Below are 12,762 nucleotides of genomic sequence, written 5' to 3' on the forward strand. Positions count from 1 at the left end.
GTCAGCCCTCCACGAGTTCTTTGTTCTCGGGGTTGTCGGGTTTCTCCGGGCCCTCGGGATCGCCGGGGCGCCCGGAGTCGTCGGTGGTGGCGGGCTTCCCGGCTTCGGTGCCGGCCCCGTCCCCCGTGGTGCCGCCCGGCTCGGCGTCGATGTCGGGCAGCAGCGTGTCGATCTCCCGCACCGTGCGCCGCGTCATGCTCAGCACACCGACCGCGATGCCGCACAGACCGGCGATGAGCAGCATCCCGGCCATGCCGCTGCCCGGCCCGTCGCCGACGAGCGGTCCGAGCACCCGGAAGACGCCGGTCCCGTCGGCGGCCCGGGGTTCGAAGACATGGTCGGCGAGCGGGCCGGAGACCGCGGTCGCCACCGGCACGGAGATCTGCGACAGGAACACCACGGCGCCGAACACCCGGCCGTGCCACTCCTGCGGAACCTTGGTCTGCACGATCGCCTGCATCACGCCGTTGATCATCGGCATGAGCGCCGCGCCGACCAGAATGGCCGCGCACCAGCCCGCCACCCCGCCCGCCAGCGCCATCGCCACCTGCGCGGACAGACACATCCCGATGATCCCGAGCAGCATGCCCCGGGCCCGGTTGCGCGGCCCGCTCCAGGCAGCCATCAGCAGCCCGCCCGCTATCCCGCCGACGCCGATCGCGGTGTTGACGCTCGCCAGCGCCGCCGTCTCGCCGCCGGAGCGGGCCAGCACCATCGGCTGCACCGCGGCGAAGCCGAACACCATCACCAGGTTGACGACGCAGAACGCCAGCATCAGATCCCGCAGGCTCGGATGCCGGAAGAGGAACCGCATCCCTTCGACGGCCTCGGCGACGAGCCTCTTGCGCGGCCCACCGCCCTCGTCCGGCACGGGGCGGGTGTCCCCGGTCAGCCGTACGACCCGGACCGCGGCCAGCGCGAGAGCGAAGCTCACCAGGTCGGCGACGAGCACGAAACCGAGCCCGGAGAACGCCACCAGCAGCCCGCCCAGCGCCGGACCGCCGACGTCGGCCGTGCTCTTGGCGCTCGCCAGCAGACTGTTCGCACGCTGGAGCCGGCTCTTGTCCACCAGCAGCGGCACCGCCGCGCCCAGGGCCGGGAACTGGAAGGCGGCGGCACCGCCGAGCAGCATCACGGCGGCGTACACCTCCCAGGTGTGCAGCCCACCGGAGAAGTGCAGAACGCTCAGCAGCGCGACGATCAACAGTCCGCCGCCGTCCGCGAGTTGCAGCGCGATACGGCGCGAGACCCGGTCGACCAGGGCTCCGGCGAGCGGGCTGAGCAGTACCTGCGGCAGCAGCGCGCACAGCGACAGCGTGGTCAGCGCCGTCGCCCGGCCGGTGGCCGACCAGGTCTCGAAGACGAAGGCGAACCGCAGCACGGAGTTGCCGACGAGGGACACCGCCTGTCCGCTCCACACGAGCATGAAGGGGCCCATCCCGGTGAACCGGCCAGGCTTTCCCCCGTGCTGCTCGGTGTCGTCCAGCGAGCGCGCCGAATCGGCCACGTGCGTACCCCCGTCGAATGTGGCTTCCGGTCAAGAACCTTAGTTCGAAGCGGCGTGCCGCACAGCCCCGATCATGAAAGGCGTCCGAGAAGCCCTCACAGATGCAGACGGCGGCTGTGAGGGCCGCGTTCCGACGGGCGTCGAGCGGCTCGGTTTCGTAGCCATCTACGAACGTTTGGCGACACGAGGCCGGCTTTCGGCCGGAATCCGTGTGTGATCGGTCCGATACGGGTGGTCATTGCGTGGTGGTTGACCGATGGACTGGCCCCACCAACTGCGCTCTCCCTAGGATGTGTTGTCGGCGAGGTGATCTCCTCGGCCGGCCTGCCTCTGGGGGAACGATGGAGCCTGGAAAGCTGTCCACGTCGATCGACGCCACTGTTCCGACAGCCGCGCGCATGTACGACCACTACCTCGGCGGCAAGGACAACTACGCCTCCGACCGAGCCGCCTGCGAGGAGCTGGACAAGGTCGTCCCCAGCACCCGCGCCCTCGCGCTGAACAACCGGCGCTTCCTTCAGCGGGTGGTCCGGACGCTGGCCGCGGACCACGGCATCCGGCAGTTCCTGGACCACGGCTCCGGCCTGCCCACCCAGAACAACGTCCACCAGGTCGCCCAGTCCGTCGACCCGTCCTCACGCGTGGTGTACGTCGACAACGACCCGATGGTCCTCGTGCACGGCCGCGCCCTGCTGGAGCAGAACGAGAACACCGCCGTCATCCACGCCGACATGCGCGAGACGGACCTCATCTTCTCGCACCCCGAGACCCAGCGTCTGATCGACTTCTCCCAGCCGGTGGCGGTGCTGTTCAACTCGGTGTTCCACTGCATCCCCGACAGTGAGACCGACGGCCCGCTCGCCGTGTCCCGCCGGGTGATCGAGCGTCTGGCGCCGGGCAGCTTCGCGCTGATGTGCCAGCTGGTCAGCGAGGAGGCCGAGGTCCGCGACTTCGTCACCGACTTCATGAACCAGGCGACTCAGGGCCACTGGGGGCGGGTGCGCCAGGCGAAGGACGTCGCGCAGTGGTTCGAGGGTCTGGAGATCCTGGAGCCGGGCCTGGTGGAGGTGTCCACCTGGCGCCCGGACAGCGAGGTGGCACCGCGCCAGCTCACCCAGGAGTGGATCGAGTTCGGCGGAGTGGGCCGGCTCCCGTAGGCATGGTCGGACATTCCCTGGGGCCCGGGCCCCAGGCCTTCAGGGGGCGGGGGAGTACCGCGCCTTGGTCGCCCTCAGCCGCTCCAGCGACTCGCGCGGGTTGAGCGCCTCGTCGCCCAGCCGGTCCAGGGCGATCCGGTACTCCTCCGTCTCGTCCTGGTCCTCCAGGAAGGCGGCGCTCCTGATGTGCTCCAGATAGACGATGTCGGGCAGATCCACGCCGCCGAACCGCAGATAGGTGACCGGGATCGCCGGTGCGGAGGCGTTGGTCACGTCCAACGGGACGATCTGCACGGTCACATGAGGCAGCCGTGCCATCGCCTCCAGGTGCTCCAGCTGCTCGCGCATCACCTCGCGGCTGCCCAGCACCCGCAGCAGCACCGACTCGTCGACGATCGCCCACAGGCGCGGCGCGTCCGGGCGGTTCAGCAGCTCCCGGCGGCGCATACGCAGCTCCACACGGCGCTGCACCTCACGGGGCTGCGCCGCCGGCAGCCCGCGCTCCACCACGGCCCGGGTGTAGGCCTCGGTCTGCAACAGGCCCGGCACGTATTGCAGTTCGAAGGTGCGGATGGCCGTCGCGGCCTCCTGAAGTCCGACCAGCCGGTCGAACCACTCCGGCATCAGCCGCTTGTCATAGCGCTGCCACCAGCCCGGTTCACCGGCCCGGCGCAGCAGCTGGAGCAGCACCGACGACTCGTACTCCGCGGCCTTGTACAGCTCCAGCAGCGCGCGTACATCCGCCTCCGTGGGCGGCCTGCGGCCCTTGCCCGCCTCGATGCGCGAGAGCTTCGCCGGACTGAACCCGACGGAGCGGGCCGCCTGGTCCTGGGAGAGCCCGAGGTCCTCGCGCATACCCGCCAGCTGCACGCCCACCAGCATCTTGAGCAGCGTGGGCGCGGGCTCGGAGCGGGACAGGTAGGGCTCGAGGCGCGAGATGCGAGGTGACTCCGCGGACATCTTGACTCCCCGTAGACCGGCATACGACAGACCGCATTATCGCATCCCGCCGCCTCGCGCCGCCCGAACCGTGGGAAATGAAGAAGTCAACTTCCGTTTCCCACAGCCCATCTGACGTCATGCCAGGTGATCGAACTCTCCCTCCTTGGCGCCGGCCAGGAAGGCGGCGATCTCGGCGGGCGTGTAGACCAGGGCCGGTCCGTCGGGGTCGCGCGAGTTGCGCAGCGCGACGCTGCCGTCGCCCAGGGGCGCCACCTCGACGCAGTTGCCCTCGGCATTGCTGTGCCGGCTCTTGATCCAGCGGACGCCCAACGAGCTTGCCCGTACGCCGTTCGGTGCTGTTGGCACTGCACTCTCCTTGCTCACGTTCCGCCACGTGTGCGGTCCCTCGCCCCGGCGGGCCCGGTCCGCCCCACGTGCTCTGCGACGACATTGCTCGCGAAATTTCCCGTGAAATTGCACGGAGACGCCGTCGGCGTGGATAATAGCCGTGGCGTCAACTGCTGTGCAGTGGACCTGTCCTGACCGTGTATCAGGGAGACGTTGTGTCCTTACCTGCGTACGAACGGCTTCGACTGCCCGGTCATGCCGCGCCGCAAGCGGGGCTGACCGTGACGCCGGACGCACCGCCCGGCACCCCGGGCAGGAGCCGTCTCACCCGGCCGGACCCGCCGCGCACCGCACCCCGCTCGGCGGCCCTGCGCCTCACCGGGGCCGAACAGGACTGCGGCCGGGCCCGTGACTTCGTCCGCAGCACCCTCGGTGAGTGGTCGCTGGACCACTGCAGCGCCGACGCCCTGGCGGTGGTCACCGAACTCGCCGCCAACGCGGTCCTGCACGCCGTACCGGACCCCTGGCCGCCCACCCGGGCCCGCGGCGACGCCGGGATCTGGCTGCGGCTCAGCCTGCGCCGCCCCGCCCATCTGGTCTGCGCCGTCACCGACCCGAGCGATCACCCGCCCGTGTATCCGCACACCACCGATCCCCTCGACGAGCACGGCCGCGGGCTGCGCATCATCGACGCCCTGGCCCAGCACTGGGGTTGGACCCGCCGCCGGCCCATGGGCAAGACGGTCTGGGCCATGCTCCCCACCGACGACCTGGCCTGACAGGCCGGCGACCCGCTGTGCTCCCCGTGCACGGGACATTTTCACGATGGGCGCGCAGCGGCCACGGCTTCTCCTCACTTACGAACCTTCGGCTGTGTTGTATGTGTTGCGCGGGCAGGGACCTCCTGTCCGACTCGACCGCGCCTGACGGCGACGACCAGCGAAAGGATCGGCATAGTGACGCGCAGTCCTGCCGAAAACGTCCACCTGCCGATCTACGAGGACCTGGTGCGCGAACTCGGAGACGTGGTGGCCGAGGCCCAGATGGCGGCAGCGAACACCGAAGGCCAGGCGACGCAACTGCTGGGCGCCCCCGAGCCGGCCGCCTGGAGCGGGCAGGCGGGACCGCAGTCCCCCTCCGACTTCGGCTGACGGTGCGCCCCGGGCACGCGTACGAGCGGGGCTTGAGGTGCCTGCGAGGGCGTCCGGGGAGACTGCTTCCCCGGTAACGCTGTTGCGTTGTGGGGGTGAGTCCACGTGAAAGGCATCGTTCTGGCCGGTGGCACCGGGGCCAGGCTGTATCCGATCACCCGGGTGGTGTCCAAGCAGTTACTGCCCGTGGGTGGCAAACCGATGATCTACTACCCGCTCTCGATTCTCATGCTCGCGGACATCCGGGACGTCCTCGTCATCTCGACGCCCGACGATCTGCCGCGTTTTCGCACTCTGCTCGGCGACGGTTCCCAGCTGGGGATGAACATCACCTACGCCGAGCAGTTCCACCCCGGAGGCATCGCCGAGGCCCTGCTCATCGGGGCGGACCACATAGGCACCGACTCGGTCGCGCTGATCCTCGGCGACAACATCTTCCACGGGCCCCGCTTCTCCGACGTACTGGCCCAGGAGTCCCGGGACGTACGGGGATCGGTGCTGTTCGGATATCCCGTGCACGACCCGCAGCGCTACGGGGTCGGGGAGGTCGACGCCGACGGCAGGATCGTCTCCATCGAGGAGAAGCCCGCCCGGCCGCGGTCCAACCGCGCCATCACGGGCCTCTACTTCTACGACAACCGTGCGGTCAACGTCGCCAAGAACATCACGCCGTCGGCGCGCGGCGAGCTGGAGATCACCGATGTGAACCGGTTCTACGTCGAACAGGGCGAGGCCAGGCTCGTCGACCTCGGCCGCGGCTTCGCCTGGCTCGACACGGGCACACCGGAGTCCCTGCTCCAGGCGAGCCAGTACGTCGGGATGCTGGAGGAGCGCCAAGGGTGCCGCATCGCGTGCATCGAGGAGGTCGCGCTGCGCATGGGGTTCATCGACGCGGACGCGTGCCACCGGCTGGGTGAGGAGATCCGCGGGTCGAGCTACGGGCAGTACGTGATGTCCATCGCCGAGGAGCTGAAGGTCTGAGCGACCCCCGAGCGCCCGGGAGGCCGGGAGGCGCCGGTCAGTCCGTGAAGACTCTGGCGACCTTGCGGACGTCGTCGACCAGCCGGGCCTGGAGCAGCGACTCGGCCTCACCGACCGGACCGTCCCCGCCGGCGAGGACGGCGGCGGTGAACGCGGCCAGCGCGTTGCGCACCTGATGGTCGGCCGGCATCGCCAGCTCCGTCAGCCGGTCCTGCTGCTGGACCCGCACGACCGGCTTCAGCTGCTCCGGCGGGGTGTACGCGCGCTCCACCGAGATCCGCCCGCTGCGGCCCCACAGGGCATAGCGCGAACGGTACGAGTGCCGGAAGCCGAACTCGAGCTGCGCGGCGACGCCGTCGGGGGCGCACAGCAGCGCCGTACCCGCCACGTCCACACCGGTCGCGTCGTCCACCCGGAGCGTCGCCGCCAGTACCTCCGGCTCGCCCGACAGAAACATCTGCGCCGTCCGCAGCGGGTAGACGCCCACGTCCAGCAGTGCCCCGCCGCCGAGCGGGGCGGCGTACCGGAACCCGGCGGGATCCAGCGGCGGTACCCCGAACGAACCGGTCAGCACCTCCAACTCGCCGACGCTGCCCGCGTCCAGGAGCGAGCGGACCCGGTCGTGCTGGGAATGGTGCAGGAACATGAAGTTCTCGGCGAGGATACGGCGGTGCCGCCGGGCCAGTTCCATCAGCTCGGCGGCCTCCGCGTGCGTCGTGCACAGGGGCTTCTCGCACAGCACGTGCTTGCCGGCGCGCAGTGCCTCGGCCACCTGCTCGAAGTGGAGCGCCGGCGGGAGTGGGACGTACACCGCGTCGATGTCGTCCCGCTCCAGCAGCGTCCGGTAGCCCTGGACACCGGCGCACCCGAACCGGTCCGCCACCCCTCGCGCCTTCGCGGCGTCCCGGCTGGCCACCGCGACGAGTTCGGCCGTGTCGGCAGCCGCGATGACCGGGAGCATCCGGCGCAGCGCGATGTCCGCGCAGCCGAGCACGCCCATGCGCACCCGGCCGCCGGCGGGGCCCTCGGGCCCGGGACTCGCTGGACTCACAGCGTCGCCAGGACGTCGTGGAGCGCGCCGATCACCTTGTCCTGCACGGCGGGGTCCAGCGAGGGGTACATGGGCAGCGAGAAGATCTCGTCGGCGACCGTCTCGGTGACCGGCAGGGCGCCCTCGGCGTAGCCCAGGTGGGAGAAGCCCGTCATGGTGTGGACCGGCCACGGATAGCTGATGTTGAGCGAGATGTCGTACGCCTTCAGCGCCTCGATGATGGCGTCGCGCCGCGGATGGCGCACCACATAGACGTAGTAGACGTGGTCGTTGCCCGGGGCGAGCGCCGGAAGCACCAGGTCGGTGTCGGCGAGCCCCTCGGCGTAGCGCCGGGCCACGGCACGGCGGCCCTCGATGTAGGCGTCGAGCCGGCGCAGCTTGCGGCGCAGGATCTCCGCGTGCAGCTCGTCCAGCCGGCTGTTGTGCCCCGGCGTGCGGACGACGTAGTAGCGCTCCTCCATGCCGTAGTAGCGCAGCCGACGAAGAGCGGCGTCCACCTCCGGGTCCGCCGTGATCACGGCGCCACCGTCGCCGTAGGCCCCGAGCACCTTGGTCGGGTAGAAGGAGAACCCGGCCGCGGCTCCCCAGGTGCCGGCCAGCCGGCCCTCGCGGCGGGCGCCGTGCGCCTGCGCGCAGTCCTCGAAGACCAGCAGCCCGTGCCGGTCCGCGACCGCCTGCAATGCCGTCATGTCGACGCACTGGCCGTACAGATGCACCGGGAGCAGACACTTCGTGCGCGGCGTGACAGCGGCCGACACCTGCTCCACGTCCATCAGATAGGTCTCGGGGTCGACGTCGACGAAGACCGGCGTGGCCCCCACGGAGTCGATGGCGACCACCGTCGGCGCCGCGGTGTTCGACACGGTGACGACCTCGTCGCCGGGGCCGACCCCGATCGCCTGGAGCCCCAGCTTGATGGCGTTGGTGCCGTTGTCGACCCCCACCGCGTGTCCGATGCCGTGGTAGGCGGCGAACTCCTCCTCGAATCCGCGTCCGCTGGCGCCGAGCACGAGTTGACCGGAACGCAGCACCGTCTCGATCGCGTCATGGATGTCGTCCCGCTCGTTGTCGTACTCGCGCAGGTAGTCCCATACGTATGTGGTCATGGGTGAGTCACTGTCTCCGCTCGTCTCGGGTGCGCCCGGCTCCGGGTCTACTGCCGTACGCCGACGAACAGACCGCGGCCGGTCGGGTCGCCGGGGAGGTACTCGACGGTGCAGCCGGCGTCGGTGAACGCCGCGGTGTACTCGTCCTTGGTGAAGAGGGTGAGCACGTCGATCTCGGTGAACTCCCGGATGCCGGACCGGTCGCCGACCAGGAAGCGCACCTCCATCCGGGTCGCGCGGCCCTGGAGGGTCGAGTGCGATATCCGGGCCACGGTACGGCCGTTCTCCCGGCCGAGGTCACCGGCGACATAGCCCTCCACATGGTTCTCGGGGAACCACCAGGGCTCGATGACGAGGACCCCGCCGGGCCGCAGATGCCGGGCCATCGACCGCACCGCGTCCCGTAGTTCGGGCACCGTGCCCAGATAGCCGATGGCGCAGAACATGCACACCACGGCGTCGAAGGAACGGCCCAGGTCGAAGTCGCGCATGTCGCCGGGGTGCACGGTCACCTCAGGCAGCCGGTGATGCGCCAGCTCCCGCATGGGCTCCGCGATCTCCAGACCCTCGGTGTGCCCGAACAGCTTGCCGAAGGTCTGAAGATGCGCCCCGGTGCCGCACGCCACGTCGAGCAGGGCATCCGCCTCGGGGCAGCGCGCCCGCACCAGCTCCGTGACCTGGGCGGCCTCCGCCGGCCAGTCCTTGCCCCGGCTGCGGTAGAAGATCTCGTAGACCTCCGCCAGCTCCTGTCCGTACATGTGCTCTCCCGTCGCTGTCGGTGCGGGGCCGTCCGGTCACTCGTCGACCACGGCGACGGCCCTGGTCCAGCCCGCGCCGGCGCCCGCGATCTTCACGGGGAAGCACACGACGGTGAACCCGTGCGGCGCGGGCAGGGCGTCCAGGTTCGCCAGTCGCTCGATCTGGCAGTACTCCCGGTCACGGCCCGCGAAGTGGGCCGGCCACAACACCGAACGGTCACCCGTGCGTCGGTACCGCTCGATGATGTCGGTGAACGGCGCGTCCAGGCTGAACGCGTCCGTTCCGATCACCCGCACACCGAGGTCCAGCAGCAGATGCACGGCCGGCCCGTCCAGCCCGGCGAACTCGGTGAAGTACTCAGGGGCGCCCGACCGCGCGGCGGCGCCGGTGTGCAGCAGGACGATGTCCAGCGGGGCCGGGGCGCGCCCGATCCGCTCGAACTCCTTCTCCAGCCGGTCCGCGCCCACGACACCGGTCGGGGCGTCGGTCAGGTCGAGCACGATCCCCGGACTGCAGAACCACTCCAGCGGCATCCGGTCGATGTGCTTCGGCACGCCGTCGCCGTACCCGGCCCGGGAGCCGTAGTGCGAGGGCGCGTCGACGTGGGTGCCGGTGTGCGAGGTCAGGGTGATCCGGTCGAGCGACAGGAACTCCCCGTCGGGCAGCTCGTCCGGGTCGAACTCGAGCCCGAAGTGCGCCTTCATCTCCGCGCTCATGTGCTCCGCGCCCTGGCGGGGCGTCAGTATCTCGTGCACCACGGGATCCGGTTCGTGGGCCGTGGCGTCCACCGCCGAGGACAGGTCGATCAACCGCACACGGACCTCCCATACCGATGCCGGCCGTTCACTTCGACGCGTCAGATCGTGCTGGGCGGCAACGGAGAAGCGCTCAAACCTCACTCGCCTCCCGCCCGCCGCGTTCGAGCCGATGTCGAAGGGCGTCGGGGATCGTTCGCGGATGCCGCCGTACGGATGCGGACGGCACGAGCGTGAGGAGGACGCGGTGGCAATGCCGGTGGGAACCTCGTCGTCGGTCGGGTTGCTCCATGCCGAAGTGCAGCAGTTCTACGCCCGCCACATGCATCTGCTGGACGCCGGGGACGGCGAGGGCTGGGCGCGGACGTTCACCGAGAACGGCTCGTTCGCGCCGCCCTCGCTGCCCGAACCCGTCGTCGGCCGCGAAGCGCTGGCCGCCGGCGTCAACAAGGCCGCCGCGGCCCTCGCCGAGGCCGGGGAGGTGCACCGTCACCTGCTCAGCATGGTCGCGGTCGAGGAGCGGGCGGACGGCACGCTCGGCGTGCGGTCGTACGCACAGATCGTCGCCACGCCCCGGGGCGGCAGCCCCCGGCTCCATCTGATGTGCGTGTGCGAGGACGTACTGGAGCGGGTGGACGGCGAACTCAAGGTGCGCGAACGCCGGGTCACCCGTGACGACCTCCACCCGTGAGGTCCTCACGAGCCGGGACCGCAGCGGTCCCGCCGACGCCCGGACAGGGAGGGGAACGCCGTGCTGAGCCCGCGTGACCCGGAACGGCCCGGCACGGTCGCCGTGCTGGGGGTGACCGGAGGCATCGGACGACAGGTGAGCGCGGTGTTCTCGCGCGCGGGACACAAAGTCCTCGGGGTAGCGCGACAGCACGCCCCGCACGCCGCCGGGCACCCGTTCGTCGCGCTGGACCTGGCCGCCGCGGACCCGCCGGAGATCGCCGGACTGCTCGCCGCCTGGCACGTGGACGTCGTGGTCAACGCCACCGGCGGCTGGGCGGTGACCGAGGAGGGCATGCACCGCGCCCATGTGCGGCTGGTGGACCGGCTGCTCGCCGCGGTCGCCACGCTGCCCGACCGCCCGCGCGTCGTGCACATCGGCAGCATCCACGAGTACGGCTTCGTGCCGCCCGGCACCAGCATCGACGAGACCTGGCCACCGCAGCCCAGCACGCCGTACGCCCGGACGAAGCTGGCCGGGTCACAGGCCGTGCTGGAGGCCGCCCGTGCCGGGGACGTCGACGGCGTGGTGCTGCGCGCGGTCAATGTGTGCGGTCCGTACCCGTCGGAGGCCAGCTTCCTGGGCACCCTGCTGCGGCGGTTGCGCGGCCTGTCCGAAGGGGAGCGGCTGGAACTGATGATCGCGGACGCCGCCCGCGACTACATCGACGTACGGGATGTGGCCTCGGCGGTGCTACGGGCCGCGGAGGCGGCGGACCGCGGCGCGGTGTTCAACATCGGGCGGGGCCGGGCGCCGACGATGCGTGAGCTGGTCACCGACCTGGTCGAGGTCGCCGGCTTCCCGCCCGGGACGATCGAGGAGACGGGCGGATCGGTGGAGAGCAAGGGCGGGGGCTGGACCGAGGCCGACATCCGGCTGGCGCAGGAGGTGCTCGGCTGGCGTCCGGAGATCGGTCTGCGCGACTCCCTGCGCGACATGTGGGAGGCGGCGGGCTGAGCGCCCCGAACGAGGGGGTGGACCGAGCCCGTTCGGGCCTTCCCTTTCCCTTCCCCCTTCCCCCTTCCCCTTCTTCGCCTTGTCTCTCTCCTCATCTCCATCTCCTCACGTCCTCTTCCCCACGAGCCGAAAGGTACGTGCCATGAGTGAACTCACCCTGCCGGTGCTGGTCGACATATTCCGGGAGTGCGCCGGCGAGTCCGCGGTCATCGAGGAGAACGGCCGCGCCGGCGCGGATGTCGGCGACATCGAGCTGAACGACCTCGGATACGACTCACTCGCCCTGCTGGAGGCGATCAGTCAGGTCGAGCGGAAGTACTCGATCGGCATGCCGGACGCGGAGGGCCGCATCCGGACGCTGAACCAGTTCCTCGAACAGGCCAACGAGCAACTGGCCCGGCGGCCCTGAACCCCGACGGGCTCAGCCGGCGGACCGGACGCCGACGAAGAGACCCCGGCCGGCCGGCTCCACGGGGAGGTAGTCGACTCCGAAACCGGCGGCCGTGAACGCCGACTCGTACTGCTCCCGGGAGAACAGGCCGATGAGATGCGTCTCATGGAAGTGCCGCACCCCTGACTCGGGGTCGGCGACCAGATAGTGCACGTTCATCCGGGACGCCGCCCCCTCGCGCACCGAGTGGGACACCCGGGACAGGACTCGTTCCCCGACGGACACCGTGCCGCCCGCGACATAGCCGTCCCGGTACGTCTCGGGGAACCACCACGGGTCGACGGCCAGCACGCCGCCGGGCGTCAGATGGCGCACGAACCGGCGCAGCGCCTCGACAAGTGCCGACTCGGTGAGCAGATAGCCGATCGAGCCGAACATGCAGGTGATGACGTCATAGGTGCGGCCGAGATCGAAGTCCCGCATGTCGCCGACGTGCACGTCGGCATGCGGCAGCGCCGCCCGGGCGCAGCGGGCCATGGGCTCCGACAGCTCCAGCCCGGCCACCTCGTCGAACAGCTCGTCGAAGCACCGGAGATGCGCCCCGGTGCCACAGGCCACGTCGAGCAGGGTGGCGGCGTCCGGACGGTGCTTGCGCACCTGCCGCTCCACCTCGGCCGCCTCCCGCTGATAGTCCTTGCCACGGCCGCGGTGGATCAGCTCGTAGATCTCGGCGAGTTCGGCTCCGTACACGGTGACCTCATTCGATCGCGCCCGACAGGGCGGGGGTGGCGGAGGCACCGATCGTCGGGCGGCCTGCTAGAGGAACGCCGGAGACCGGCTGGACGCACGGGGCCGCGCCGCCCGTGAGGGCAGCCGGTCCCGCTGTCGAGCGGGGTTCGAATCCGGCCTGCCAGGGTCGGGGCGACC

The 12,762-nt window shown here is 70.6% G+C and carries 15 protein-coding genes; 7 read left to right on the forward strand and 8 right to left on the reverse strand.

What is annotated here, in order from left to right:
* Nucleotide 1: 1 nt before the first annotated feature.
* Nucleotides 2–1,507: an MFS transporter gene (locus ACHBTE_RS24580; RefSeq protein WP_394726235.1), complete on the reverse strand. Its 1,506-nt coding sequence runs from the start codon at nt 1,505–1,507 to the stop codon at nt 2–4.
* Between the two features lie 341 nt (nt 1,508–1,848).
* Between ACHBTE_RS24580 and ACHBTE_RS24585 the strand changes: the two genes are divergently transcribed.
* Nucleotides 1,849–2,664 (forward strand): SAM-dependent methyltransferase, encoded by an 816-nt coding sequence (locus ACHBTE_RS24585; protein ID WP_394726236.1) that lies wholly within the window; start codon nt 1,849–1,851, stop codon nt 2,662–2,664.
* Between the two features lie 39 nt (nt 2,665–2,703).
* Here ACHBTE_RS24585 and ACHBTE_RS24590 read toward each other — a convergent pair whose 3' ends face one another.
* On the reverse strand, nt 2,704–3,624 hold the full coding sequence (locus tag ACHBTE_RS24590; protein ID WP_394726237.1) for a helix-turn-helix domain-containing protein: 921 nt from the start codon (nt 3,622–3,624) through the stop codon (nt 2,704–2,706).
* Between the two features lie 117 nt (nt 3,625–3,741).
* Nucleotides 3,742–3,972, reverse strand: a complete 231-nt coding sequence (locus ACHBTE_RS24595; RefSeq protein ID WP_394726238.1) for a DUF397 domain-containing protein — start codon at nt 3,970–3,972, stop codon at nt 3,742–3,744.
* 197 nt (nt 3,973–4,169) lie between these two features.
* Here ACHBTE_RS24595 and ACHBTE_RS24600 point away from each other — a divergent pair, with 197 nt between their 5' ends.
* The 3 genes from ACHBTE_RS24600 (at nt 4,170) to rfbA (ending at nt 6,086) form a co-directional block, all read left to right on the forward strand.
* A complete protein-coding gene (locus ACHBTE_RS24600; protein ID WP_394726239.1) occupies nt 4,170–4,733 on the forward strand; it encodes an ATP-binding protein in 564 nt (187 codons plus the stop codon).
* Between the two features lie 177 nt (nt 4,734–4,910).
* On the forward strand, nt 4,911–5,105 hold the full coding sequence (locus ACHBTE_RS24605) for a hypothetical protein (RefSeq protein WP_394726240.1): 195 nt from the start codon (nt 4,911–4,913) through the stop codon (nt 5,103–5,105).
* Between the two features lie 105 nt (nt 5,106–5,210).
* Complete coding sequence (rfbA, locus tag ACHBTE_RS24610; RefSeq protein ID WP_394726241.1) at nt 5,211–6,086, forward strand: glucose-1-phosphate thymidylyltransferase RfbA; 876 nt, start codon at nt 5,211–5,213, stop codon at nt 6,084–6,086.
* A 37-nt stretch (nt 6,087–6,123) separates the two neighbouring features.
* Here rfbA and ACHBTE_RS24615 read toward each other — a convergent pair whose 3' ends face one another.
* From ACHBTE_RS24615 to ACHBTE_RS24630, 4 genes are read right to left on the reverse strand one after another with little or no spacing between them, the layout of a single operon-like run.
* Nucleotides 6,124–7,137 carry a Gfo/Idh/MocA family protein gene (locus tag ACHBTE_RS24615; RefSeq protein ID WP_394726242.1) on the reverse strand — a complete coding sequence of 338 codons (1,014 nt, stop codon included), beginning with the start codon at nt 7,135–7,137 and terminating at the stop codon, nt 6,124–6,126.
* Complete coding sequence (locus ACHBTE_RS24620) at nt 7,134–8,243, reverse strand: DegT/DnrJ/EryC1/StrS family aminotransferase (RefSeq protein ID WP_394726243.1); 1,110 nt, start codon at nt 8,241–8,243, stop codon at nt 7,134–7,136. The genes ACHBTE_RS24615 and ACHBTE_RS24620 overlap by 4 nt, the downstream gene beginning before the upstream one ends.
* A 47-nt stretch (nt 8,244–8,290) precedes the next feature.
* On the reverse strand, nt 8,291–9,001 hold the full coding sequence (locus ACHBTE_RS24625) for a class I SAM-dependent methyltransferase (RefSeq protein WP_394726244.1): 711 nt from the start codon (nt 8,999–9,001) through the stop codon (nt 8,291–8,293).
* A gap of 36 nt (nt 9,002–9,037) precedes the next feature.
* Nucleotides 9,038–9,817 (reverse strand): cyclase family protein, encoded by a 780-nt coding sequence (locus tag ACHBTE_RS24630; RefSeq protein ID WP_394726245.1) that lies wholly within the window; start codon nt 9,815–9,817, stop codon nt 9,038–9,040.
* 193 nt (nt 9,818–10,010) lie between these two features.
* Between ACHBTE_RS24630 and ACHBTE_RS24635 the strand changes: the two genes are divergently transcribed.
* The 3 genes from ACHBTE_RS24635 (at nt 10,011) to ACHBTE_RS24645 (ending at nt 11,853) form a co-directional block, all read left to right on the forward strand.
* Entirely contained in the window at nt 10,011–10,448 is a 438-nt protein-coding gene (locus ACHBTE_RS24635) for a nuclear transport factor 2 family protein (protein ID WP_394726334.1), read from the forward strand.
* Nucleotides 10,449–10,508: 60 nt separating this feature from the next.
* Complete coding sequence (locus ACHBTE_RS24640; protein WP_394726246.1) at nt 10,509–11,444, forward strand: NAD-dependent epimerase/dehydratase family protein; 936 nt, start codon at nt 10,509–10,511, stop codon at nt 11,442–11,444.
* A gap of 142 nt (nt 11,445–11,586) precedes the next feature.
* Complete coding sequence (locus ACHBTE_RS24645) at nt 11,587–11,853, forward strand: phosphopantetheine-binding protein (RefSeq protein ID WP_394726247.1); 267 nt, start codon at nt 11,587–11,589, stop codon at nt 11,851–11,853.
* A 12-nt stretch (nt 11,854–11,865) separates the two neighbouring features.
* On the opposite strand, the gene ACHBTE_RS24650 is transcribed toward ACHBTE_RS24645, so the two are convergent.
* Entirely contained in the window at nt 11,866–12,585 is a 720-nt protein-coding gene (locus ACHBTE_RS24650; RefSeq protein WP_394726248.1) for a class I SAM-dependent DNA methyltransferase, read from the reverse strand.
* Between the last annotated feature and the right edge of the window lie 177 nt (nt 12,586–12,762).

It is taken from the genome of Streptomyces sp. M41, from assembly GCF_043673425.1.
In the GTDB taxonomy this organism is placed as follows: Bacteria; Actinomycetota; Actinomycetes; order Streptomycetales; family Streptomycetaceae; genus Streptomyces.